Raw genomic sequence first — 21,880 nt, forward strand, 5'->3', positions numbered from 1 at the left:
GTCAGAGGTGGTTCTGCAGCCAGGTGGTCAGACGCCCGCGCGCGCCCGGCGTTTCGCGCCCGATCGTCACCGTGGCCGTCATGCCGGCCGCCAGCGTGATGTTCGGCGGGACGCTGTCGAGTTCCAGACGCACCGGAATACGCTGCGCCAGACGCACCCAGGTGAAGATCGGATTGACGTCCGGCAGGCCCAGCTTGTCGGACACGCCGTTCTGGTCGTTGATGCCGCGGCCGATGCTCACGACATGCGCCATGAGGATCTGTTTGTAGCCCATCAGCTTGATGCGGGCTTCGTCCCCCACATGCACGCCGTGCATCTTCGTTTCTTCGAAATAGCCGTTGATCCAGAAGCTGTGCGCGTCGATCACGGCCATACCGGGCTGACCGGCATGCGCGTAATCACCCACGCGCAGGTTCAGGTTGGTGATGTAGCCGTCCACCGGCGAATAGACCGTGGAGCGCTGGAGGTTCAGCAGGGCGGTGTTCAGCTCGGCCTTGGCCGCGTTGACCTTGGCGCGCTGGGTCTCGACGTTGGAGTTGAAGTCTTCCTGTTCTTCCGCCGAGACGATACCGCCCAGTCCCATGCGGCGCTTTGCATCGGAGCTGCGGAGCTTGAGGTCTTCCTCGGCTCCGGCCAGACGGGCGCGGGCGGCGTCGATGTCGAGGCGGAAGCGCACCGGATCGAGCACAAAGAGCGGATCGCCCTTGTGAACATACTCGTTGTCCACGACCGGCACGGCCACGACCGTGCCTGAAACTTCGGGGGCGGCGTCTACGACATAGACGCGCACGCGGCCGTCACGGGTCCAGGGGGCGAGGACATAGATGTCCCACATCGTCCGCCCCAGGCCGATGGCGAGCGCCAGCACCACAAGGGTCAGCAGGACACGGATTACACTGCGGGTCCAGTTCATCGCTGACCCTCCCTAGACGTAAAGGATGAGCAGACAGAGAACACAGACATAGAGCGCTATTTCAAAGAGAGCGACGTGCCAGAACCATCCCAGGGCGCCCGTGCGCCACAGAAGGCTTCTCAGCAGTAACGTTACAAAGACCGCCGCTACGGCATAAATGGAAAGCGGAGCAACGAAAACGCCAAACAGGTTAACTTCAGCCAGCATCAGAAGCCAGCTCCAGCGTCAACCACCAGACTGCCAAACGCCAGACTGTAAGACAACTCGCCCACAACGCTCCTCACTCAGACACAACGACTCCTCCTCAAATAATGAGGAGGTTGTGTGCTGGCGACGTGCTTACGCCATTACGCTGGGGCTGACTATATGGCTTTGACCAATATCAGCCACAAAATGTCTTATTTCCTGAGACCCAGAATATTGCGCACGAGATCAAGCACGCGCCGGAATGTAAAACGTCCGGCAGGGCCAAATACAATGCCTGTCAGCGCTGCCATGGCCACGGACTGTTTGAGCTGTGCCAGCTTGCGATCCCGACGGATACGCGCCTCGATCGCAACAGGATCCGGAATGGAACGGGCCGCGAGAAGGCCGAAGATCAGAACGAACAGAAGGTCCACACCCATGACGCAGAGTGCGGACGCGACGTAACCCAGTCCGACCACATCAATGAAAAATGCCCACAGGAGCCCGTGAAACGAGATCGCCGCGAACATCAGGAAGACTGCCGCGACAACACCATAAGCGACTCTGCGGCCGATTCGCATGGCAGAGCGGGAGAGGATCTGTCCCTGGGCGGAGAGGACGTCCTGTCCGAGTTCAATGGGCTTCATGGGAAATCGTTTGCCTCTTCTTCAGGACGGAGCCGGACGAGATGCCGTCCGTCTCCTGCCTGGAAAGAACCGGGCTGTTACTTGGAGAAACGGCCGGCAAGGAAACCGACAACAGCCGAAATCAGGACGGCTGCGATCGGACGCGCCCGTACACGCGTCGAAACATTTTCAATTTCATGATCCGTGATTTTGCGGGCATTTGCAACGGCATGATCCGTGCGATCTGCTGCGTCGAGCAGGGCAGGATTGATGCGGTTGTTCAGGAGTTCCTGCAACTGGGTCCGCAAACCGTCGATCTGAGCCTGCGTGGTCTCGGTTGCAACTTCAATGTTATCCTTGACGCTTTTACGGCTCATGTTCAAACCCCTTCTTCAGTATCAGGTCAGATCTGTTCTGGCCTGATTTTGTTTCGCTCATAACGGTTCATTCTCCCAGAGGTTGCATGTCAGGCCTGTCAGGCGCTCCCCGCATGGCTCCCAAGCAGGGGAGCGTCCGCCCCTCCCGCCCGAAGGCCGTCGTGGAACCCGTGCTGGACATTGTCGGGCTGCGCGCCGCCATTGACGCACAGCCCGTCGATCTGTCGCTCCAGCCCGGCGCGACCCTGACCCTTTTCGGCGACCAGCCCGCGGCCCTGTCGCGCCTTCTGGATGTACTGGCAGGCTTCCTGCCTCCTCTGGGCGGCACCATCACGGTCAATGGCGAGGATGTGACGTCCCGCCCGCCCGCAGAACGGCGCATGCGGATTGTCAGCCCGCGGGACCCGCTTTTTCCGCATCTGAACCTGCGCGACAACATCGCCTTCAGCCTGCGCGCGAACCGGAAAGGCAAAACAGAAGCCCTGGCTGCTGCCGGACGGATGATCTCGCTCATGGGGCTGGATGGTCATGCCGACCTGCGACCGGCTGAACTGAATGCTGAACAGTCCCTGCGCGTCAGACTGGCGCGCGCCCTGATCACTTCACCTGACGTCCTGCTTCTTGACGACCCGCTCCACGCGCTCGATCCGCATGCCGCACGCCGCATCCCGATCCTGCTGGGCACCCTCTCCCGTGCCCTGAACCTCAGCGTCATCCATGCCGTCTCACGTCGTGAAGATGCCCTGCGCTCCGGCGGTGCCATTGCGGTTTTTCAGGATAATGTGCTTTTGCAGTGCGCTGACGCAGCCCGCCTCTATGACCGTCCCGCCTGCGTTGAAGTCGCAACCCTTTTCGGCGAGACAAATACTTTGACGGGGCAGGTTCTGGACATCGGTGATGACGTGGCCCGCGTACATCTCGCCTGCGGCGGGATTGTGGACGCCATGGTTTCCGAAGATCTGATTGAGGGTCAGGAATGTCTTGTCTGCGTTCGCCCGGACCGGATATCGCCATTTTTCGGCCCCCAGAGCCTCGGCATGGACGACGACGGAGACATCCCCGTGCGGGGCGTGCTGACCGACAGCACCCATCTCGGCGACCATATCTGCATGCGCGTCCGTTGTGCGGAAGGGACGGAAATCGAGTTGCGCCGCCCCCCGCTTCAGGCCCAGAAAATCCCTGCCCCCGGCACGGCTGTACAGCTTGCATGGCCCGCTGCCCATGCGACGGCCTTTCCGCTGAGCGCCGGGATGTATTAAACTGCGGCCGCCCCGTCCGGAAACAACCGGGCAGCCCCTTTCGGACACCTGAATTTTTCTAAGGATCCTTTCGTTCTGACCCGGCCCGCCTTCCCTTCGCGACATGTCTCCCGGACATCTGGTCGGGCCTCCCACAGGAGCCTCCCGCTTCGGACACCCCTGTGCGCGCTAGTGATTCTGTCTTTGCTGCGCCCGGCAGCACAGGCCGCGTCGCCGCACCAGAGTAACGGCATCGGAACATTTTTAACGTCTGTCGGACACGACATCACATCCGTTTTCGTACCCGCGCCGGCCTCGGCCCATGCACACAGACGCACTCGCCACGTTCGCAAACCCGTCCATCACCCTGAACCCGGCTTTGGTGTGCCCCAGGGAACAATCGCAGCACACGCCCTGACCTCCACAGACACCACTCTGCCTCTGGTAGAATGGGACGGCCGGACAACCACGCTTCAGACCGCAACGCAGGCGGCCAAGCCCGCATGGATGGCCGTTCTCGTAACCGGTACGCAACTGGTGCAGGCCTGTGAGGGCAAATGGGTTCATCCGGTCGACAGCACACCGACCTGCGGCATTCCCGGAGGTGTTAGCGACATTGCACTGACCTGGGACCGCTCACGCCTGACAACTGCACCGACCTGGCAGGACTTCTGGGACGTGGCCCGCCATCCGGGACGACGGGGATTGCATTTCGGCGCCCGGACCACACTGGAAATCGCCCTGCTGGCTGACGGCGTTGCGCCACAGGACATCTATTCCACGCTGTCCACATCGGCCGGCGTGGAACGTGCGCTCCGCAGGCTGGATCTGCTGCGACCCTATATCGTGTGGTGGGAAACGCCTGCCGATGCCGCGCGCATCATGGAACAGAGCGGTGCCCTCATGCTGAGCGCGCCCGCCACGGAAGTCACCAGCGTGAGCGCACGGGCCCCATCCGGTCCGGCGACATCGCTTTTCGTTGCCGGTACGCAGGGTGTTCTCCGCTCTCCGCTTTTCTGGGCCATTCCCACCAATGTTTCCGCGGAGAGCGCACACCGGACCCTTGAGCAGCTCAGAATGCACGCTCCTCATCTGGAGGACATGCCCGTTCCTGTTCCCCCGGAGAAACCTCCTACATTCCTGACAGTCAGCGACACGTTCTGGTCCCTGCACGGCGAGGCACTCGAACAGCAGTTCGAAGCACGTTTCGTTCCCCGGACACCCTGATGGCCCTCGCTCTTCGCCTCAACCTCCCCTCGATCCTGACGGGACTTCTCGGAGCCTGTGCGCTGATCGCACTGCTCATACGGGTTCTGCCAGCGCCGGTTCTGCGCCGCCTGGGGCTGATCCTGCTTCTTCCCGGACCAGGACTGGCACTCGCTCTGGCCAGCCTGCATTCCGCTCCGGGATGGCTGGAAGGGCTGCTCATCGCACCCGCAGCGGTCTTTCCGACAGGCGCCACTCTGCTGACCCTTCCTCCCGGCACAACCCGCGCCGCCATCGGTCTGGGAGCAGACCTGCCGACACGCCTGCGCCTGATCTGGTTCCCGCTCCTGCTGCCGTCTGTTTTTCTTTCCTTTCTTCTTGCGACTGCTTTCTGCATCGCCTGTGCCCTGCTGGACCATCCATGACGTCTCCTTCCACGCCTTTCTGGCAAACCGTTCCTCTGGACCAGATGTCCTCCGAGCAGTGGGAGTCTCTCTGCGACGGCTGTGGCCGGTGCTGCCTCAACAAACTGCGCGACGAAGATACGGAAGAGGTCATCTATACCAACGTCGCCTGCCGCCTTCTCGACACTCACACCTGCCGCTGCACCGACTACGCGGACCGTCACCGCAAGATCCCGGACTGCGTAACCCTGACCCCGGCACTTCTGGCCGAGATCGACTGGCTTCCGCCCAGTTGCTCCTATCGCCTGCTGCGCGACGGATTTGATCTTCCCGACTGGCATCCGCTGCGCACGGGTAACGGCAAAGGCGTCCACAGTTCCGGTGCGTCCGTTCAGGACCGCTGCATCAGCGAGCGTCGCGCAGGTCCTCTGGAAGACCATCTGGAAGACTGGCCTGGCGAATGGCCGGACCGATCGCCGCTGTGTCAGGTCCTGAAACTCAAGGGCTGACATCCATGCTCCCCCCGACCGTTCCACTGATCTGGAAGCGTTCGGCACGGGCCAGGCGCATCACTCTGCGGATCGAACCTGTGCGCGGCGAAGTCATCGTCACGGTGCCCCAGAATGTCACCAGGGACCGAGCTCTGGCCTTCGTTCACCAACAGACGGAATGGATCGCAAGAGCCCTTGCGGCATTGCCGGAAAAGCCCGCACTGACAGACGGTTCTCACGTCATGATCGACGGGCACCACGTTCCCATTCTTCATGACCCCACAGCTAGACGCGGATGCTGGCTTGATGCAGATGGGCTCCATGTGAGCGGAGATGCTTCCCACACGACCCGCCGCGTCTGCGATTTCCTTCAGCTTCTGGCAAAAGAACGCCTGACCCAGACCCTTCAGACCCATTCTGAAAAAATGAATCTTTATCCCACACGCCTCGACCTGCGCGAGGTCCGAACGCGCTGGGGAAGCTGCACGAAACAGGGCCGGATCATGCTCAGCTGGCGCCTTCTGATGGCACCAGTTTCAATACAGAATTATGTGATCATCCACGAACTGTCACACCTGAAACACTTCAATCATGGCCCCGACTTCTGGACTCTGGTGGACAGTTTTATTCCCGAAGGACGAACAGGACGTCTTGCAGCGGAGCGCTGGTTGAGAGAAAACGGTACCGCTCTCCTGCGCGCAGCATGAGGGTTGTGCGAGCTTGGCGGAATGGTAGACGCACGAGACTTAAAATCTCGAGTCCGCAAGGACGTGCGGGTTCGAGTCCCGCAGCTCGCACCACATATAAGTTATTGAAAATAAACAGCTTTTAGGGTTCTCAGCAACCTGGAGCCCCCATTCTTCTACAAAGGACTTCTACAAAACGAGCCCTGTTATGCTGATTCGTCTGCAATCCGGTTTCCACTTCAGACGCAGAATTCCTCTCCGCTTCAGGCCGATTCTGGGAAAGCGGGAAATCTGGCATTCTCTTGAGACGCCAGACAGAAATCTTGCCAGAACCCGTGCCTGTGCCATGTATGGACTGACCTCTCAGCTTTTCGAGTGCATCAGTCTGACCATGTCTCACCCGGAAGAAAAATCCTCGCTCAACACTGTGGTTGAGACGTTTCAGGAAGCTCTCTCCACCTCGGACCTTCATCCTGTCCAGCAGGACCTGTTTCAGTCCATTATCCAGACCTATGACAGTGAGATTCAGGCTCTGAAAGCTCGCTATAACACCATGAATGCCGAGCATCGTCTGGCACGAATGGAAGACCATCAGCGGGTTTCCAGCGTTCTTGAAAAGATTGGTCCCGAAATCAACGCTCTGACCGACATTATTCACAAACTGGGCAAGGACAAAAGAAGCTCGGGCGAAGAAGCCCTGACAAAGCTGTCAGAACAGGTTGCCGCACTGACAAGGCTTTTCCAGCCGCCAGCTCCCAAACCCTCCCCTCTGTTCTCCGAAGCGTCCGAGACCTTCCTGAGCGTCAAGGCCAAGAAGTCAAAACCCTCCGTCATTGCCGAACATCGCAACACCTACAGAAGATTTGTCGAAATCTGTGGAGACAGACCCATCCGCGATTACACGGGAGAAGACGCCGGCACATTCAAGGACATGATGGAGCAGATGGAGGGTTCGCAAACCCGTCTGGTTTCTTTGATGTTGAAGAGCGACTTGCGCGATTGAGTTGACTTGGTGATCAGCTCGCAGCGTTTTCCCAGACTGTGGATTTTGAAGTATTCCGTCCGGATCTGAACAGGGCTCAGGCGTATTCAGACGGGAGCAAAGGCGGGCGCCCTCCGTTTGATCCGGCGCTGATGTTCAAGATCCTGGTGATCCAGACGTTGAACAATTTGTCTGATGAGCGGACGGAATGTCTGATCAATGACCGCCTGTCTTTTATGCGTTTTCTTGGTCCGGGGCTTTTGGATCGGGTGCCGGATGCCAAAACGGTCTGGCTGTTCCGCGAACGTCTGACACAGGTGGGGGTCATTGAAATTCCGTTCAATCGCTTTGACGCTATTTTGAGGAAGGCCGGTGATCTTGCCGATGTCAGGCCAGATCCTGGATGTTACGCTGGTCGCGGCTCCGAAGCAGCGCAATACGAACGCGGAGAAAGCGGATCTTCGGGAGGGACGGATCCCGCAGGACTGGAAGGACAAGCTGTCAAAGCTGTCTCATAAAGATCGTCATGCGCGCTGGACGCTGAAATTTACCAAAGCAAAGCGGCAGGAGGATGGAACCATCCGTCCAGCGATCTCGCCATCCCGTTCTTTGGCTACAAATTCCACGTCTCCATCGACGGAAATTTCGACTGATTCGCAAATGGAAGACGACGCATGATGGCGCCAGACTGCGCGAAGGCCTGCTGGATAGAGCCAATACAGCCTCAACGGTCTGGTCGGATACGGCCTACCGCTCAACGGCCAATGAGGACTTCATGGAAAAGCATGGCTTTGTCTCGAAGGTCCACAGGAAAAAACCGCATCTCAAGCCGATGCCCCGGCATATCCAGAGATCCAACGCCGGAAAATCCGTTATCCGGTCGCGTGTCAAGCATGTTTTTGCCGATCAGAAATCGCAAACAGGACTGTTCGTCCGAACTGTAGGCATAACGCGGGCCACCATGAGGGTCGGGCTGGCCAACATCCTCTACAATATGCGCCGCTTCCTCTTCCTGGAACGGATCAGCGCTGCAGCGTGGCAATCCAGCAGATGATAGCTCCCAATCCGCTCAAAACTCAGATCAGAAACCATCAATAAGTGCCCCAAAACTCAGAAATCACAGGCCAGGCACATCCATCAACAGTTCTTCGATCCCTCCAGGTTGAATCGTTGAGAGGACCTTCGCACGGTTCCGAAGGTGTCGTCGCCTCGAGAAAAAGGTCGAGGCAGCACTTGAAGCTTCCCAAGTATGGCTCATTGTCGCCCATATCCGCAAAATTCTGCAAAAAATCACTCAAACCGCTTTTTTGCGACACGCTTTTAATTCGACGAAACAAGACACAGAACAGAACACGTAGAGCATTTGCAAACAATAAGGTAAACTACCGATTGATATCTAATTCCTTGGATGTGTGCTCTTATTATGTCTTTAGATAGTATTTTTGATCCCAACCTGAAGATTGCCGTTCTTATCCCATGCTACAATGAAGAGGTTTCAATCGCGCAGGTAATTAGTGATTTTCGAGTAGAATTACCGAATTCTTTAATTTATGTATACGACAACAATTCCAGTGACCGTACTATACAGGTTGCTCGTGAAGCTGGCGCCATTGTCCGGACAGAGCGTATGCAAGGAAAGGGGCATGTTATTCGACGCATGTTTGCGGATATCGATGCTGATTACTATGTGCTCGTTGATGGCGACGCGACCTATGAGGCCGCTTCAGTTTCCGCTATGCTGGATGCGGCCCTGACCGAAGGGCTGGATATGGTGAATGGCGCTCGCGTGACGGATCGAGAAGCCGCTTATCGCCCTGGTCATGTATTGGGTAATAAAGTACTCACTGGCTTGGTAACAGCGGTGTTTGGCCGACGTCTTTCCGATATGCTTTCTGGTTATCGTGTGTTTTCGCGACGTTTTGTAAAGTCCTTTCCGGCTCTCTCCAGCGGGTTCGAGACAGAAACAGAATTTACCGTTCATGCGCTGGAACTAGGCATGCCAATTGGCGAGATATCAACGAGTTACATCGAACGTCTCCCAGGATCCACTTCAAAGTTGAGCACCTATTCTGATGGGGTAATTATCCTAAAAACAATTATAAATCTGATAAAGCAAGAAAGGCCATTAGTATTTTTTTCAATTTTTGCATTTATTTTTGCGGCAATCGGTGTAATTCTTGGCATCCCTATTATAATAAATTATATCGACACAGGATTTGTTCCACGTCTTCCTACTGCACTTTTGGCCGCAAGCTGCATGATTATTTCTGCATTGTCTATGGTATGCGGACTAATACTGGACAGTGTAACTTTAGGCCGACGTGAACAGAAGCGAATGCATTATCTCGCACTACCTGCTCCCAAACAGATTACTGAAAAATGATATAAAACGACTTCATCTAGTTTTTTCTTTTTCGCCACGAAAGATCAACATGAATTTTTCCGACAGGCAGAATTACTGCGTACGGCGTTATATTTTGGCTATCGGGATGACTCTCCTGACTGTCATATATTTTTTAGGATATTTACATAATCCTGCACGCCCTTCACCAAGCGCGCCTTTTCCAGAAGGGTGGTGGGGCTGGTTCGATCAATCAAAGTATCTCCAGTCGGCTCAAGCACTGGCACATCTTGACTTGTCACCTTCCAGTCATTGGTATCCTCTCGGATATGCCATTTTAGGGGCCCCTTTTGTTTGGATGGGAAATCACGTCTATCTGATACCTGATCTTTTATGTCTTCTTATAACCGCCGGTGGAATTGTCTTCTTTGCAGAAGGTCTGGGTATTTCGACCTTTACAGGAATGCTAATTGCCATTGGAACAACCATGTTCCCAAGTCAGATTTTAAGTGTATGGGTCGAACCTTGGAATACAACACTCTCTGCAGCACTTATCTGGTGGTCCTTGGCTCTAGGCACTCGACTGACTTTGCTGAGAAACGAAGGAAGCCTGACGGCACATCGTATTCCGTTATTCATCCTGCTTGGAGCATTGCTAATCCTCATTCCTGTCACCCGGCCGACAGATATTCTGATTTCTGCAACGGTGGCAGGATGTTGTTTTTTGACTGCATTATGGAATCGGGAACTACGAATACAAGAATTTTTCGCCGCTATTGCAGGCGCCCTTTTTGTATTTGTAATAATTTCTACTCTCTATCTTCAGATCTACGGGTTTCGGCCATCAGATTACATGATCCATTCAAAGCAGCTCGGCTTTCGAACGGATCTTCTGTGGTGGAAAACATATTTGCTTATGGTAACACCACGCCCGTGGTTTCCTGATGGCGAAGGCCTGCTGGAGCGTATGCACTGGCTATTTTTCGGCATTACGGGCATTGCCATGCTGCCTTGGGTTGTTCGTAGTCGCAACGATCTGCCTTATGTCCTATTGGCTGTACTATGTATTTCTTACAGTCTGTTGTTCTTTTCCTACATTGATCTAATTCCGGGCGGCCTGTGGCGTTATAATAACGTTCATTATTTCAAGTGGCTTTTCCCCGCCATGGGGTTTCTGGCCTGGCATGGCTTACGCATACTCTTTTCGTCGCGATGGCGGATGGCAGTTGCTGTTATGGGAAGTGTATTTCTGGTATCCTGTCTTCGCATTCTGCCAGTACAAGTTCCCAATGGAGCTTCGCATGCCTGGATGCTGACCCTGCATGAGCCCCCTCCTGCATGGCCTGATAGCTATTTCCGCGACTTCACTATTAAAGATCAAGACGGTCAGTTGGTTAATATTCGCGACTTCCGCTCACTTCCCGATTCACAAGGAGAGCGGTGGATTGCGCTTGCACGACCATTCGATGGTGAAGTCCACAACCTTACGATAACCAATCCATCTCATATTCCATTCGTCTCTTGGGATATGAAACTGGTTCTACGTCCCGATCCATGTTGGCTGAGGCCATATGCCTGCCGCTACAAAGCACCCCTTCCCTAAGTCCCTGGGAGCAACGGGGAAAGCATTCCCCCTTGCCTGCTGCTCAATAGATAGCCATTGGGCACTGCTAGCTCCCGCGTTTTTTTGCCTTTGAAACTTTTGAAAAATTCTAGGCTTTTCAGCCAACTAGAAGCCGAACGCGTCGACGGATGGCTTCTAGGTCACGTTGACAAAAGATCTGATCCAGAGCCTTGCGGCGGCGATATTGAGGAAATTCATGAAGGACAAGGCGGTCTTGTCGTAGCGGGTCGCGATACGGCGCATCTGCTTGAGGGAGTTGAACATCCGCTCGATGCGGTTGCGGTCCCTGTAACGCCACCAGTTTGTTTTCTGAGGAACGCTGCGGCCTTTTCGTGAGGGAATAATCGGCAGGATCCCGTGGAGCAGCAGATTCTGGCGGAAGCTGTCGCTGTCATAGCCCCGGTCAGCGAGTATGGCCCTGGGGTTCGGAACCGGAAGTGCCATCAGAGCATTGACGGCTTTATAGTCCGAGACTTGCCCGCCGGTGAGGACAAAGCCAAGAGGACGTCCCTGATTGTCGCATCGGGCGTGGATTTTGCTCGTAAAGCCGCCGCGTGACCGACCAAAAGCCTCCGAATGAGCCCCCCTTTTTCCCCAGTGGCTTGTGAATGGGCACGCACCACGGTGCTGTCGAGCATATGCTGCCAGTCATCAGTCAGTCCCAGGTCTACCAGGGTTTGCAGCAGGGCATCCCAGACACCCTGTTCAGCCCAACGCCGGAACCGAACATAGACCGAGTTCCATTTGCCGTAGCGCCCATGCATGTCCCGCCAAGGACAGCCTGTGCGCAGAACATGCAGCATACCATTGAGAAACAGGCGATTGTCTCCAGCTGGACGGGCCCAACGTCCGCGCTCAGACGGCAGAAGCGGACCAATCATCGCCCATTCCTGATCCGTCAGATCGCCTCGTGCCATGCCTGTTCCCCCTGCTCCTTATCCCACAGGCAGCAAGTGAATCAGATCTCAGGCTGATCGTATAGATCTTTTGTCAACGTGACCTAGTTCCTGCGGGGGCACCTTCCCCTTAAGTTTCGCATTCCGAACACGCCAATCAAGGCTTCTCACCGCGTTAGACAAAACGACACTCGCTGCCTTGCCAGCGATCGCCTCTTCAAGCGGATAGCCTTTGATTTTCGTGGTCGTTGGATAACAGAGCATCACGCCTGCCTTCGCTTTATAGCTGGCAGGACCCCGTACAATAGCAGGACGGTGCCCTGCCCGCCCTCTGCTAGCCTGTGAGTCAAACTCAAGCCAGACAATCTCCCCGCAATGTGGAACCCATGCGCCTTTGCTTTTTCCACTCACCAGACTTCACCGCCTACGGCAGGCCCATAGCTGGCTTCTTCGCGCCGATTAGGGCCATCTGTCATAGCGTGTTGCAACGCGTCGCCAGCCCTTGAGGCGTCCAAACATGATTTCGATGCGGTTGCAGCGTTTGTATTTCTATTTCTAGTATCTGATGAGCATTGGTTGGAATTTCTGCCTTGGAATGCGGGGGTTGATACTCTTCCCTTCCAGTGCGTCCCTGAACCAGTCAGCGTCATAACCGCAGTTTGCCAGAAGCAATTCTGCCTTAGGAGGCAGTCCACCAAAGCCGTTGCCCCTGTACAATCACTGATCTGACCTGCAGTCATGAGCAAACTTAAAGGACGGCCGTTCGCATCGGTGATAGCATGAAGTCGGGTTTTCATGTCGCTTTTGTGCGGCCGATCAAGCGGTCCACATCCTCTTTTTTACCGGTAGACCGGAAAGCCGCACGGTGCGCCATCTGCTAGCGCTCATGGACAAAGCTTGACGGGTCTGCACGAGATTGATTCAACGCTGCCATTTGGAGATGGCTTTGGACGAGACGATCGGGACGACGGAGGCAGAATGGGCGCTGATCGCTCCTCTTCTGCTGTCTGAAACGGGGCGCGGCTGCCGTCCTGCTAGTAAATAACAGTCGGTTCTTCGACGGCATGATAGTGCTGGCTCGGCCGAGGCGCTTGGCCGATCACGGGGAGGGTTCACAACCAAACTCCATGCCCGCTGCGACGCACGCGGCCTCCCGCTCGCCTTCGTCCTGCCGCCCGGACAAGCGCACGATCAGCAGCGCTTTGGGCCATTGTTCCAAGCCATCAGCGGTCGTCTCGACAAGCTTCTGGCGGATCGTGGCTACGACACCGACCAGATCCGGGCCGACATCGCCTACGCCGGCGCCCGTCCGGTGATCCTGGCCAAACGCGGGAGCCCCCGCCAGCCACGATCGTCATGCCTACAAGCTGAGAAACCGTATCGAGCGCATGTTCAACAGGCTCAAGAACTGGCGGCGTGTCGCCACCCGATACGACAAGACCGGCCAGCCCTACCTCGGCTTCGTCTCTATCGCCTCAGCCTTCCTTTGGATCAGCTTTATCCACGGGCGCCAGTCCGCCAGCCAGAACAAATCACTCAGGTTTATGCATGTTTCAAACTCAGCATGTAGACGTCAAAACAACGAGGTCGTATGGATAATAACTTCTACGAAGCCTATCAATGCGCTGTGCTGCCTTACTGGTTAAGGCAGCAGCTTGGCGATGCTGCCGGTTCACTTTGGATCCAAGCAGTCAGCCGCAAACTCAGTCAGTGGAGTGGGGTAATTGATAGCCAGAGTATCAACCCGTCTCATACAAAGGCACATAATTATAACGCGGGCAAGGAGATCGTTGGTCGACAACGCCATATCGTAGTCGATATGGATGACCGACTAATACTGGTCGTGCGGGATATTTCAGACATTGCATTAAGGACATATGATCCTAGACGCTGGTTATGGGTGAAGCACCTGTTAGCCGATGGCGCCGCTTGTGACATCTTCCGGTTGATGGACAAGGTTGCCTTTCTCGATTGCACAGTCGGAATTATCCGACGGTCAGATGCGACAAAAGGGCGCTCATTCTCACGATTGTTTAATTCTGAGAGGAAATAACTGAAACGCTTTTTGCTTCAACCTTCACAAGAAGAAAAAGTATTTGTTTTCAAATTAATCTGGATCTTATTTTCATGGTTGCGTATTGTCACCTGAAATTATATTTGCCAGTATTTATAAAATTTAATTTCTTCCCCTGACAAACAAGGAAAAACTTAAATGATATGCAAGAATATCTCTATAAATGACTTAAAAAAAATCAAAGAAAAATTTTTTATTGACAATACAAGTTATATAAAAAACAACTGCGATCGGGAAATTATACAATATGTAAATGATTTCTTAAGTGGTAATTACTATTATTTTGATTTTAATGAAGAAAAGATAACACAAGAAAAGGATTTTTTTAATAAAAAAGTAATTTATACCTGCTTTAGAGAAAAAAATAGACACTGGGAGGGTTTTTTTCAATCAATAAAAAAAGATATAATCGAAAAAAAATTATTAACAAACAAAAAAATATTTAAAAATACTCACGCGGAATGCATTGGCATAAGACAATGCCGTCCAGATAAAAAAGAATACACAATTGACCAATATCATAATATTGGTTTTTATAATAAAAATCCTTTTTATGAATACATAAACTATGATGAATATAATGTATTTAGGTACCTAAAAAAAGAATTTGGAGATGTTGTTGTAAACAATTTTAATTATATAAAAAGCAACGAAGCGAAATCTGATTTCTTCCTTTCTGCCATTTTATATAAATCTGGTGGAATTTCTTCAGACGTCTGCTCTGTTGCAGAGTGTGATATCACACCTCTCATCGAAGGCGTGGATATTACTTTTGTTTACGACGAACAGGGAATAAATAAAAAATTCCTTTTTTCGAAGCCGTATGAAGATTTTTTTGGAAAATATTTCGAAAATCTGAACGAAAAATCTACCGTTCCAGGCATTCATGATCAGAGAACAGGCTTTTCCGACCGTGAACAGTTTAATAAATTTTTCTTGGATTACTTCTGCTTTTTTGGATTCGAAAATAAAAAAATAAATTTCATCCATAACTCTGTTTTTGAAGCGTTTGTTTCGCCATCCGAAGCAGAAGAAAATATTTTTGAAAAACAGGAACAAAACATAAAAACAAAATCATTAAAGGGGATATTCCGAAACGATGCTTATGGTTTACCAGAAGGAAAGAAGAAATATTCTGACCATGATAATTTCTTCATGCCCAAAAGCCATAATGTACAGCTTGTCGGCCTGGATGTGACGCCTCATATCTCCCAGAGACATACAAAAAGCTATTCTCTCTCCAGTCGTGATGTATTTGAGATGACAAATGTAGCCCTCTCTGGACATGCATGCCTCTGGAACGATGGGTTTCTTTTAGATTTAGAATCCGACTTGTGTACCGTTGCCGAGAATGAAGCACGTGCTGGATTTTGGAAAAAACCAACTTCTGACAATATCACAAAGAAAATAGAGGAAGATTGTATTATCGCTTTCAGCCCTGGTTACGGGTGCTACGGACATTATCTTGTTGATGATCTTCCGCGGATAGGACTCATACGGGACCATATTGGCCCTCAGGCATTCAAAGAAAAAAAATTCATTATTCCAAAGGCTACACCCTCGTGGGGAAGAGATCTTTTAAAATATTTCTTTGATCTATCAGAAGATAATTTTCTATTATTCGAGCACACACAAGAAATATGGGAAATTAACAGGGTTCTAATTTCATCTTATCCACATAAAAATTATAATTTCCATCCTTATATTAAGGAATTTTATGATAAATATAAAATGAATACAAACAAACCTTATCGAAAGGTGTGCCTTTCGAGAAAAACCTGGGAACCAACCAAGCGTGGACAGCGGGTTTTTCGGCAACAGAAATTTTTCGAGGAAATGGCATTAAAGCTGGGTTATGAAATCATTGAGCCGGAAAAACTCAGTATTGCGGAGCAGATAAAGCTCATGCAGGAAACTGTTTGCCAGATTGGCGAGCATGGATCTGCACAGCATTCTTCACTCTTCAATACAAACGGAATGACAATAGGAACAATTCATCCTCGTACGGAAGTCCAGATTGGAATTGGTCGTATATACAACGACGATAACATCATATGTTATGCTGATTCCGAGAATACGGATCAGAACAACAACATATTCTATGATTTGTCCGAGGAAAAAATAATTAAATTCTTCGAGGCTGTGGAAAAAAAACACGTGGCCCGGATAAAAAAAGATAACACTATGATGCCAGAGCTCTGCGGAGAACTATCCGACACGCAAGAGCGCTAATCAAAGCAGTTTTTACTACCATTTAAAAAGATTAAAAACCAATAACGGCCTTAATTGGTCGTTACTGGTCCATAAGTCTGCCTGATACGACGGGCCTGGTGAATGAAATAGAGCTTAGCGCCCGTCATGCGGACAGAACGAAACACCAGATAAAGCGGCGCCGTCAGGGCAGTGCGGGAGGACAGCGGGATATAGGCCACCTGTCCAGCATGATGCTGCTGCATGGACTGTGGGACGAGGGAGATTCCCAGCCCCCCGGCGACCAGGTTGAGAGCTGCCAGAAGCTGCGGACCTTTCTGATGGACCCGTGGTGTGAAACCCGCCCCCAGACAGGCATCAACGATCGTCTTGTACAGGCCGTTATTATATTGGCTCTGATACAGAATGAAGTCTTCGTTTTCGAGTTCAGCAAGTTTCAGACCCAATGCTGGAGCTTCTTTCGCCAGACGGTGCGTCCGGGGAACCGCTACCACCATGGGTTCTTCCACGATCAGTTCGACCACAACATCCGACACGTCTGGAATGGACGTCCGTACAAAAGCAACATCCACGGTGTCTTCACGCAAGCCTCCCAGAAGCTGACTGGAATTGCCCTCGGTCAGCGTCAGGCCAACGTCAGGCCAGGTTTCGCGGAACTGTCCCAGCATGTCCGGCAGGCTGGGATGACAGAGGGCTGAGTTGGTGAACCCGATCGACAGTTCTCCGGTCTCGCCACGCACAATACGGCGGACATCCTCGACCGTCTCATCCATACGCGCGATAACATCATACGCCCCCTTGAGCATGCTCCGCCCTGCGGACGTCAAGCGCATGCCTCTTGCGTGGCGCTCGAAGAGCTGCACCCCCAGTTCCTGTTCCACTCCCCTGAGAAGCCGGGTCAGCGGGGGCTGCTGAATTCCCAGCCGCTCGGCAGCCCGGGTGAGGTTGCGCTCCTCGGCGATGGCGATGACGGCGTGGAGGTGTCTGAGTTCGATCATTCCATACCTTTAAAGTATGATGAAACCCTCCCGCAAACATTGGTTCAGACACGGAACTTCTTTAAGGTCCGCCGCGTCACAGACACACTCCCACTCCCAGCCACTCCTTGACCGGACAGGAACGCGCCATGACCAAGACCATTCCCGCCACACTCATTGCCGGTGACGGAATTGGCCCGGAAATCATGCAGTCGGTCACGACCGTCATGGACGCCCTTGAGGCCCCTTTCCTCTGGGATCACCAGAGCGCAGGCGTCGGCGCCTTCGAGGAGCACGGAACCGCCCTCCCCGAAGCTACGCTCGACAGTATTCGTCGCACTGGCCTCGTGCTGAAAGGCCCTCTGACCACACCCGTGGGCAAAGGTTTCCGCTCCATCAATGTCACGCTGCGTCAGGCCTTCGACCTGTACGCCAACGTTCGCCCGACCCAGACGATCGTTCCCGGTGGCCGGTATGAGAACGTTGATCTGGTCGTGATCCGCGAGAACATCGAAGGCCTGTATGCCGCGATGGAGCATTACATGGCCGTGGACGGAGACCCGGAAGCCGTGGCGTATGGCGCCGGGTTCAATACCCGTGCCGAATGCAACCGGATCGTCCGCTTCGCCTTCGAATATGCCATCAAGAACAACCGCAAAAAGGTGACGCTCGTCCACAAGGCGAACATCCTGAAAATCCTGAGCGGCCTGTTCCTGCATGAAGGCCGCAAGGTCGCCGCGGAATATGAAGGCCGCGTAGCGCTGGAAGAGCGGATCGTCGATGCCTGTGCGATGGAGCTTGTGATCCGTCCGGAGAATTACGACGTCATCGTCACGACCAATCTGTTCGGCGATATCCTGTCCGACCTGACGGCAGGTCTCGTAGGCGGCTTGGGCATGGCGCCGGGTGCGAATATCGGCGAGAAAATGGGTATCTTCGAAGCCGTGCATGGCTCCGCGCCCGACATTGCCGGACAGGGCATCGCCAATCCGCTGGCGCTGATGATGGCGGGCAGCATGATGCTCGCCCATGTCGGACGGCTGGACCTGTCCGAGCGGCTGGACGGCGCGATGAAGCAGATCCTTCAGGTCGAAGGCCTTCGCACCCGCGATCTGGGCGGCAAGGCCACCACGCAGGACGTCACGCAGGCCCTTCTGCGCGCCATCCAGTAATTTTCTGACAGCCCTCCAAGGAACATTCCCATCATGAAACAGGTTGGACACGACCTTCTGGACTGCCAGCGCGACCTTTCGATCGAGGGGCGCTCCTATCGCTATTTCTCCCTGCCCGTCGCGGCTGAAAAACTCGGCGACATTTCGCGCCTGCCCGTCAGCCTGAAGGTGCTGCTCGAAAACGTCCTGCGCTTCACGGATGGTTCGACCTATCGCGTCGAGGACGCGCAGGCGATCGTTGACTGGACGAAAGCCGCGCATTCGACTCAGGAAGTCCCGTTCAAGCCCGCGCGCATATTGATGCAGGATTTCACCGGCGTTCCGGCCGTCGTGGATCTGGCCGCCATGCGCGACGGCATCGTCTCACTCGGCGGTGATCCGCAGAAGGTCAATCCGCTCGTTCCCGTCGATCTGGTCATCGACCATTCCGTGATGGTGGACGTCGCCGGACGCAAGGATGCACTCCAGCAGAACGTCTCGCTGGAATTCGAGCGCAATGGTGAGCGTTATGCGTTCCTGCGCTGGGGCCAGGAAGCGTTCGACCAGTTCCGCGTCGTCCCGCCGGGTGCTGGCATCTGCCATCAGGTCAATCTGGAATATCTGTCTCAGGTGGTCTGGACGGGAACGGTCGGCGACGTCACCTATGCCTATCCCGACACGCTGTATGGTACGGATTCCCACACGACCATGGTCAATGGTCTGGGCGTTCTGGGCTGGGGCGTTGGCGGGATCGAGGCCGAAGCCGCCATGCTCGGACAGCCGATTTCCATGCTCATCCCCGATGTCGTGGGCTTCCGGATGGACGGACGACTGCCGGAAGGCACGACCGCGACCGATCTGGTTCTGACGGTCACACAGATGCTTCGCGCCAAGGGCGTGGTCGGCAAATTCGTGGAGTTCTTCGGCCCGGCGCTGGATCACCTGCCGGTCGCGGACCGCGCGACCATCGCAAACATGGCCCCGGAATATGGCGCGACCTGCGGATTTTTCCCGGTCGATGCGCTGGCGCTCGACTATCTGCGCCAGACCGGCCGTGACGAACACCGCATTGCGCTGACGGAGTCCTGGCTGCGCGCACAGGGCATGTTCCGCGATGCCTCCACGCCGGAGCCAGTGTTCTCGGACGTTCTGACGCTGGATCTGGGCACGGTCACGCCCTGCATTTCCGGCCCCAAGCGCCCGCAGGACCGGATCGAACTCTCCGCCGCCACCCCGGCTTTCGAAAAAGCCCTGACAGACGCACTGGGCGTCAAGCCAGCCGATACCCACAAGACCGCTCCTGTCGCTGGAACGGAGTATGCGATCGGGCACGGCTCCATCGTCATTGCCGCCATCACATCCTGCACCAACACGTCCAATCCGGCCGTTCTGGTCGCGGCCGGACTGGTGGCCCGCAAGGCCCGCGCGCTCGGCCTGATGCCGAAGCCCTGGGTCAAAACGTCGCTGGCGCCGGGATCGCAGGTCGTGACAGACTATCTGGATCGCGCCGATCTGAGCGCCGATCTGGACGCGCTGGGTTTTGAGACGGTCGGCTATGGCTGCACGACCTGCATCGGCAATTCCGGCCCGCTGGCGAAAGAGCTTGTGGACGCCATTGAAGGCAATGGTCTGGTCGCAACCTCGGTCCTGTCCGGCAACCGGAATTTCGAGGGCCGCATTTCGCCAAACGTGCGGGCCAATTATCTCGCAAGCCCGCCGCTCGTCGTCGCCTATGCGCTTCTGGGCACGATGCGCGAGGACATCACGACGGCCGTTCTGGGACATGCACCCGATGGCACGCCGGTCCATCTGCGCGATATCTGGCCGACCAACCACGAGATCGCAGAACTCATCGGCTCCGCCGTCACACGCGAAGCCTTCGTCGAGCGTTACAGCCACATCACGGAAGGCACGAAGGAATGGCAGGCTCTGGCCTCGGCCGGCACTTCAGCGACCTATGACTGGCAGCCAGGCTCGACCTATGTGCAGAACCCGCCCTATTTTGATGGGCTGACCGCCGAACCTGCGCCCACAAAGGACATCGCCGGCGCGCGCATTCTCGCGTTGCTGGGCGACAACATCACGACCGACCACATCTCCCCGGCCGGTGCGATTGCGGCCTCTTCGCCTGCGGGTGTATATCTTCAGGAGCATCAGGTCGCGGTGAAGGACTTCAATTCCTACGGTTCACGTCGCGGCAATGACCGCGTCATGGTCCGGGGCACCTTCGCCAATATCCGCATCCGCAACGAGATGGCGCCGGGGACCGAGGGCGGTGTCACCCTGCATCAGCCCGATGGTGCGGAAATGTCCATCTATGATGCCGCCAGCCACTATGCGCAAGACGGCGTGCCGCTCGTGGTGTTCGGCGGCAAGGAATATGGAATGGGCTCGTCGCGTGACTGGGCCGCGAAGGGCACGCGCCTGCTGGGCATCAAGGCCGTCATCGCAGAGAGCTTCGAGCGGATCCACCGCTCCAATCTCGTTGGCATGGGCGTCCTGCCCCTGACCTTCGAGCCGGGTACGACGTGGAAAACGCTGGGTCTGGATGGAACGGAGACGATCGCCATCCACGGCATCGAAACCCTCACGCCGCGCGCAACCCTGACCATGACGATCACCCGTCAGGATGGCAGCACGCAGGATGTCCCGCTGCTGTGCCGTGTCGATACGGTCGATGAGGCTGACTATTACCGCAACGGGGGCATCCTGCCCTACGTGCTTCGCGGAATGGCGTCAGCGAACTGAGAAATGGCGGGGCTTCGGCCCTGCCATTTTAATGATGGGTGGCGCCGTAAGACACAACGGCACAGGTTGCTCCCACGACAAAGCAAACCATGAAGAGATAGGTTTTGGTCATCGGTCAGGCCCTCCGGCTCAGGGCCAGTTTAAGACTGAACGCCAGAAAAATACTGCCTGTCAGCCGGTCCATGCGCCGCACAACCGTGGTGCTCGACAGGAACCGCCCGAGCGGTACGGTCATGGCGACAAGGAGTGCCAGCCACGAGAAGGACAGCACGGCCTGAATGGCCGTCAGGAGCAGCGAAAACTCTTTCACATTCACATGCGGCGGAATGAACTGCGGCATGAACGTCATGTAGAAAATGCCGACCTTGGGATTGAGCAGATTGGTCAGCAGTCCACGGCGGAAGGCCGCGCGGGCGCCGTCATGCACCGGCGCTGCATCCGCTGTCCCCAGAGAGGCACGGGGATGCAGGATCAGCCCGATCCCAAGCCACGCCAGATAAAGCGCACCGGCCCATTTGACGACTGTAAACGCCGTTTCCGAAGCCGCCAGCAGAGCCGTGAGGCCAAATGCTGCCGCGAGCCCCCAGATCCCCAGCCCCAGACAAATTCCCACAACGGCCGCCAGACCGGCCTTCCAGCCGGACGTCGTGGCGGTTCGCAGCGTCATAGCCGTGTCGAGGCCCGGCGTGATCGTAAAGACCGCAGCGGCAGCGGCAAAGGTCAGGAGCGGGATCAGATAAGGATGCATG

At 55.0% G+C, this 21,880-nt stretch carries 19 protein-coding genes, 1 tRNA gene and 5 pseudogenes; 16 read left to right on the forward strand and 9 right to left on the reverse strand.

From position 1 onward, the window contains the following. Position 1: 1 nt before the first annotated feature. The 4 genes from A0U94_RS10785 to A0U94_RS10800 form a co-directional block, all read right to left on the reverse strand. Positions 2 to 913 (reverse strand): HlyD family secretion protein, encoded by a 912-nt coding sequence (locus tag A0U94_RS10785; protein WP_077802588.1) that lies wholly within the window; start codon positions 911 to 913, stop codon positions 2 to 4. Positions 914 to 925: 12 nt separating this feature from the next. Next, a complete protein-coding gene (locus tag A0U94_RS10790; protein WP_062026972.1) occupies positions 926 to 1,120 on the reverse strand; it encodes a DUF1656 domain-containing protein in 195 nt (64 codons plus the stop codon). A 191-nt stretch (positions 1,121 to 1,311) separates the two neighbouring features. Beyond that, complete coding sequence (locus A0U94_RS10795) at positions 1,312 to 1,746, reverse strand: hypothetical protein (protein WP_077803370.1); 435 nt, start codon at positions 1,744 to 1,746, stop codon at positions 1,312 to 1,314. Positions 1,747 to 1,823: 77 nt separating this feature from the next. After that, positions 1,824 to 2,102 (reverse strand): hypothetical protein, encoded by a 279-nt coding sequence (locus tag A0U94_RS10800; RefSeq protein WP_062027183.1) that lies wholly within the window; start codon positions 2,100 to 2,102, stop codon positions 1,824 to 1,826. A gap of 86 nt (positions 2,103 to 2,188) precedes the next feature. On the opposite strand from A0U94_RS10800, the gene A0U94_RS10805 reads away from it, so the two are divergent. The 11 genes and pseudogenes from A0U94_RS10805 (at position 2,189) to A0U94_RS15725 (ending at position 11,053) form a co-directional block, all read left to right on the forward strand. Continuing rightward, positions 2,189 to 3,361 (forward strand): ABC transporter ATP-binding protein, encoded by a 1,173-nt coding sequence (locus A0U94_RS10805; RefSeq protein ID WP_077803371.1) that lies wholly within the window; start codon positions 2,189 to 2,191, stop codon positions 3,359 to 3,361. Positions 3,362 to 3,532: 171 nt separating this feature from the next. After that, positions 3,533 to 4,567 (forward strand): extracellular solute-binding protein, encoded by a 1,035-nt coding sequence (locus tag A0U94_RS10810; RefSeq protein WP_231865200.1) that lies wholly within the window; start codon positions 3,533 to 3,535, stop codon positions 4,565 to 4,567. Next, a complete protein-coding gene (locus tag A0U94_RS10815) occupies positions 4,567 to 4,971 on the forward strand; it encodes a hypothetical protein (RefSeq protein ID WP_231865199.1) in 405 nt (134 codons plus the stop codon). Before A0U94_RS10810 ends, A0U94_RS10815 begins: the two co-directional genes overlap by 1 nt. Continuing rightward, positions 4,968 to 5,459 carry a YcgN family cysteine cluster protein gene (locus A0U94_RS10820; protein ID WP_062105764.1) on the forward strand — a complete coding sequence of 164 codons (492 nt, stop codon included), beginning with the start codon at positions 4,968 to 4,970 and terminating at the stop codon, positions 5,457 to 5,459. Before A0U94_RS10815 ends, A0U94_RS10820 begins: the two co-directional genes overlap by 4 nt. Positions 5,460 to 5,464: 5 nt before the next feature. Then, positions 5,465 to 6,148 carry a M48 family metallopeptidase gene (locus tag A0U94_RS10825; RefSeq protein ID WP_062105762.1) on the forward strand — a complete coding sequence of 228 codons (684 nt, stop codon included), beginning with the start codon at positions 5,465 to 5,467 and terminating at the stop codon, positions 6,146 to 6,148. A 7-nt stretch (positions 6,149 to 6,155) separates the two neighbouring features. Then, positions 6,156 to 6,241 (forward strand) — tRNA-Leu (locus A0U94_RS10830). A gap of 94 nt (positions 6,242 to 6,335) precedes the next feature. Then, positions 6,336 to 6,455, forward strand: a pseudogene (locus A0U94_RS16295) (DUF6538 domain-containing protein); the annotation flags it as partial. A 63-nt stretch (positions 6,456 to 6,518) separates the two neighbouring features. Further along, positions 6,519 to 7,130: a hypothetical protein gene (locus A0U94_RS10835; protein WP_244177995.1), complete on the forward strand. Its 612-nt coding sequence runs from the start codon at positions 6,519 to 6,521 to the stop codon at positions 7,128 to 7,130. Further along, a pseudogene (locus tag A0U94_RS10840) lies at positions 7,049 to 8,163 on the forward strand (IS5 family transposase). Before A0U94_RS10835 ends, A0U94_RS10840 begins: the two are co-directional and overlap by 82 nt. Before the next feature lie 369 nt (positions 8,164 to 8,532). Continuing rightward, positions 8,533 to 9,492 (forward strand): glycosyltransferase family 2 protein, encoded by a 960-nt coding sequence (locus tag A0U94_RS10845; protein WP_244177996.1) that lies wholly within the window; start codon positions 8,533 to 8,535, stop codon positions 9,490 to 9,492. A gap of 49 nt (positions 9,493 to 9,541) precedes the next feature. Then, on the forward strand, positions 9,542 to 11,053 hold the full coding sequence (locus A0U94_RS15725; RefSeq protein ID WP_149026755.1) for a hypothetical protein: 1,512 nt from the start codon (positions 9,542 to 9,544) through the stop codon (positions 11,051 to 11,053). A 156-nt stretch (positions 11,054 to 11,209) separates the two neighbouring features. Here the strand turns inward: A0U94_RS15725 and A0U94_RS16135 are convergent. The 3 genes and pseudogenes from A0U94_RS16135 to A0U94_RS16140 form a co-directional block, all read right to left on the reverse strand. Then, a pseudogene (locus A0U94_RS16135) lies at positions 11,210 to 11,991 on the reverse strand (IS5 family transposase). 48 nt (positions 11,992 to 12,039) lie between these two features. Continuing rightward, a complete protein-coding gene (locus A0U94_RS10855) occupies positions 12,040 to 12,381 on the reverse strand; it encodes a type II toxin-antitoxin system PemK/MazF family toxin (protein ID WP_077803373.1) in 342 nt (113 codons plus the stop codon). Positions 12,382 to 12,429: 48 nt separating this feature from the next. Next, positions 12,430 to 12,841, reverse strand: a pseudogene (locus tag A0U94_RS16140) (transposase); the annotation flags it as partial. A 213-nt stretch (positions 12,842 to 13,054) separates the two neighbouring features. Between A0U94_RS16140 and A0U94_RS16340 the strand changes: the two are divergent. The 3 genes and pseudogenes from A0U94_RS16340 to A0U94_RS10865 form a co-directional block, all read left to right on the forward strand. Continuing rightward, positions 13,055 to 13,540, forward strand: a pseudogene (locus tag A0U94_RS16340) (transposase); the annotation flags it as partial. A 21-nt stretch (positions 13,541 to 13,561) separates the two neighbouring features. Next, positions 13,562 to 14,023, forward strand: coding sequence for a hypothetical protein (locus A0U94_RS16345; protein WP_149026757.1), 462 nt, complete (start codon positions 13,562 to 13,564; stop codon positions 14,021 to 14,023). Between the two features lie 159 nt (positions 14,024 to 14,182). Continuing rightward, positions 14,183 to 16,276, forward strand: coding sequence for a glycosyltransferase 61 family protein (locus A0U94_RS10865; RefSeq protein WP_077803374.1), 2,094 nt, complete (start codon positions 14,183 to 14,185; stop codon positions 16,274 to 16,276). Between the two features lie 50 nt (positions 16,277 to 16,326). On the opposite strand, the gene A0U94_RS10870 is transcribed toward A0U94_RS10865, so the two are convergent. Further along, positions 16,327 to 17,253: a LysR family transcriptional regulator gene (locus tag A0U94_RS10870; RefSeq protein WP_077803375.1), complete on the reverse strand. Its 927-nt coding sequence runs from the start codon at positions 17,251 to 17,253 to the stop codon at positions 16,327 to 16,329. 128 nt (positions 17,254 to 17,381) lie between these two features. On the opposite strand from A0U94_RS10870, the gene A0U94_RS10875 reads away from it, so the two are divergent. Together A0U94_RS10875 and acnA are read left to right on the forward strand one after the other, a co-directional pair. Continuing rightward, on the forward strand, positions 17,382 to 18,404 hold the full coding sequence (locus A0U94_RS10875; RefSeq protein WP_077803376.1) for an isocitrate/isopropylmalate dehydrogenase family protein: 1,023 nt from the start codon (positions 17,382 to 17,384) through the stop codon (positions 18,402 to 18,404). 33 nt (positions 18,405 to 18,437) lie between these two features. After that, a complete protein-coding gene (acnA, locus tag A0U94_RS10880; protein WP_077803377.1) occupies positions 18,438 to 21,131 on the forward strand; it encodes an aconitate hydratase AcnA in 2,694 nt (897 codons plus the stop codon). Positions 21,132 to 21,246: 115 nt separating this feature from the next. Here acnA and A0U94_RS10885 read toward each other — a convergent pair whose 3' ends face one another. Beyond that, a complete protein-coding gene (locus A0U94_RS10885; RefSeq protein WP_062027343.1) occupies positions 21,247 to 21,879 on the reverse strand; it encodes a LysE family translocator in 633 nt (210 codons plus the stop codon). Position 21,880: the final 1 nt, after the last annotated feature.

It is taken from the genome of Gluconobacter albidus (assembly GCF_002005485.1).
Lineage (GTDB): Bacteria > Pseudomonadota > Alphaproteobacteria > Acetobacterales > Acetobacteraceae > Gluconobacter > Gluconobacter albidus.

What these genes read in the sequence shown, in the direction of transcription:
- A0U94_RS10785 (WP_077802588.1), bottom strand. Translation starts at nt 913, where the DNA reads ATGAACTGGACCCGCAGTGTAATCCGTGTCCTGCTGACCCTTGTGGTG.
- A0U94_RS10790 (WP_062026972.1), bottom strand. Translation starts at nt 1,120, where the DNA reads ATGCTGGCTGAAGTTAACCTGTTTGGCGTTTTCGTTGCTCCGCTTTCC.
- A0U94_RS10795 (WP_077803370.1), bottom strand. Translation starts at nt 1,746, where the DNA reads ATGAAGCCCATTGAACTCGGACAGGACGTCCTCTCCGCCCAGGGACAG.
- A0U94_RS10800 (WP_062027183.1), bottom strand. Translation starts at nt 2,102, where the DNA reads ATGAGCCGTAAAAGCGTCAAGGATAACATTGAAGTTGCAACCGAGACC.
- A0U94_RS10805 (WP_077803371.1), top strand. Translation starts at nt 2,189, where the DNA reads ATGTCAGGCCTGTCAGGCGCTCCCCGCATGGCTCCCAAGCAGGGGAGC.
- A0U94_RS10815 (WP_231865199.1), top strand. Translation starts at nt 4,567, where the DNA reads ATGGCCCTCGCTCTTCGCCTCAACCTCCCCTCGATCCTGACGGGACTT.
- A0U94_RS10820 (WP_062105764.1), top strand. Translation starts at nt 4,968, where the DNA reads ATGACGTCTCCTTCCACGCCTTTCTGGCAAACCGTTCCTCTGGACCAG.
- A0U94_RS10825 (WP_062105762.1), top strand. Translation starts at nt 5,465, where the DNA reads ATGCTCCCCCCGACCGTTCCACTGATCTGGAAGCGTTCGGCACGGGCC.
- A0U94_RS10835 (WP_244177995.1), top strand. Translation starts at nt 6,519, where the DNA reads ATGTCTCACCCGGAAGAAAAATCCTCGCTCAACACTGTGGTTGAGACG.
- A0U94_RS10845 (WP_244177996.1), top strand. Translation starts at nt 8,533, where the DNA reads ATGTCTTTAGATAGTATTTTTGATCCCAACCTGAAGATTGCCGTTCTT.
- A0U94_RS15725 (WP_149026755.1), top strand. Translation starts at nt 9,542, where the DNA reads ATGAATTTTTCCGACAGGCAGAATTACTGCGTACGGCGTTATATTTTG.
- A0U94_RS16345 (WP_149026757.1), top strand. Translation starts at nt 13,562, where the DNA reads ATGGATAATAACTTCTACGAAGCCTATCAATGCGCTGTGCTGCCTTAC.
- A0U94_RS10865 (WP_077803374.1), top strand. Translation starts at nt 14,183, where the DNA reads ATGATATGCAAGAATATCTCTATAAATGACTTAAAAAAAATCAAAGAA.
- A0U94_RS10870 (WP_077803375.1), bottom strand. Translation starts at nt 17,253, where the DNA reads ATGATCGAACTCAGACACCTCCACGCCGTCATCGCCATCGCCGAGGAG.
- A0U94_RS10875 (WP_077803376.1), top strand. Translation starts at nt 17,382, where the DNA reads ATGACCAAGACCATTCCCGCCACACTCATTGCCGGTGACGGAATTGGC.
- acnA (WP_077803377.1), top strand. Translation starts at nt 18,438, where the DNA reads ATGAAACAGGTTGGACACGACCTTCTGGACTGCCAGCGCGACCTTTCG.
- A0U94_RS10885 (WP_062027343.1), bottom strand. Translation starts at nt 21,879, where the DNA reads ATGCATCCTTATCTGATCCCGCTCCTGACCTTTGCCGCTGCCGCTGCG.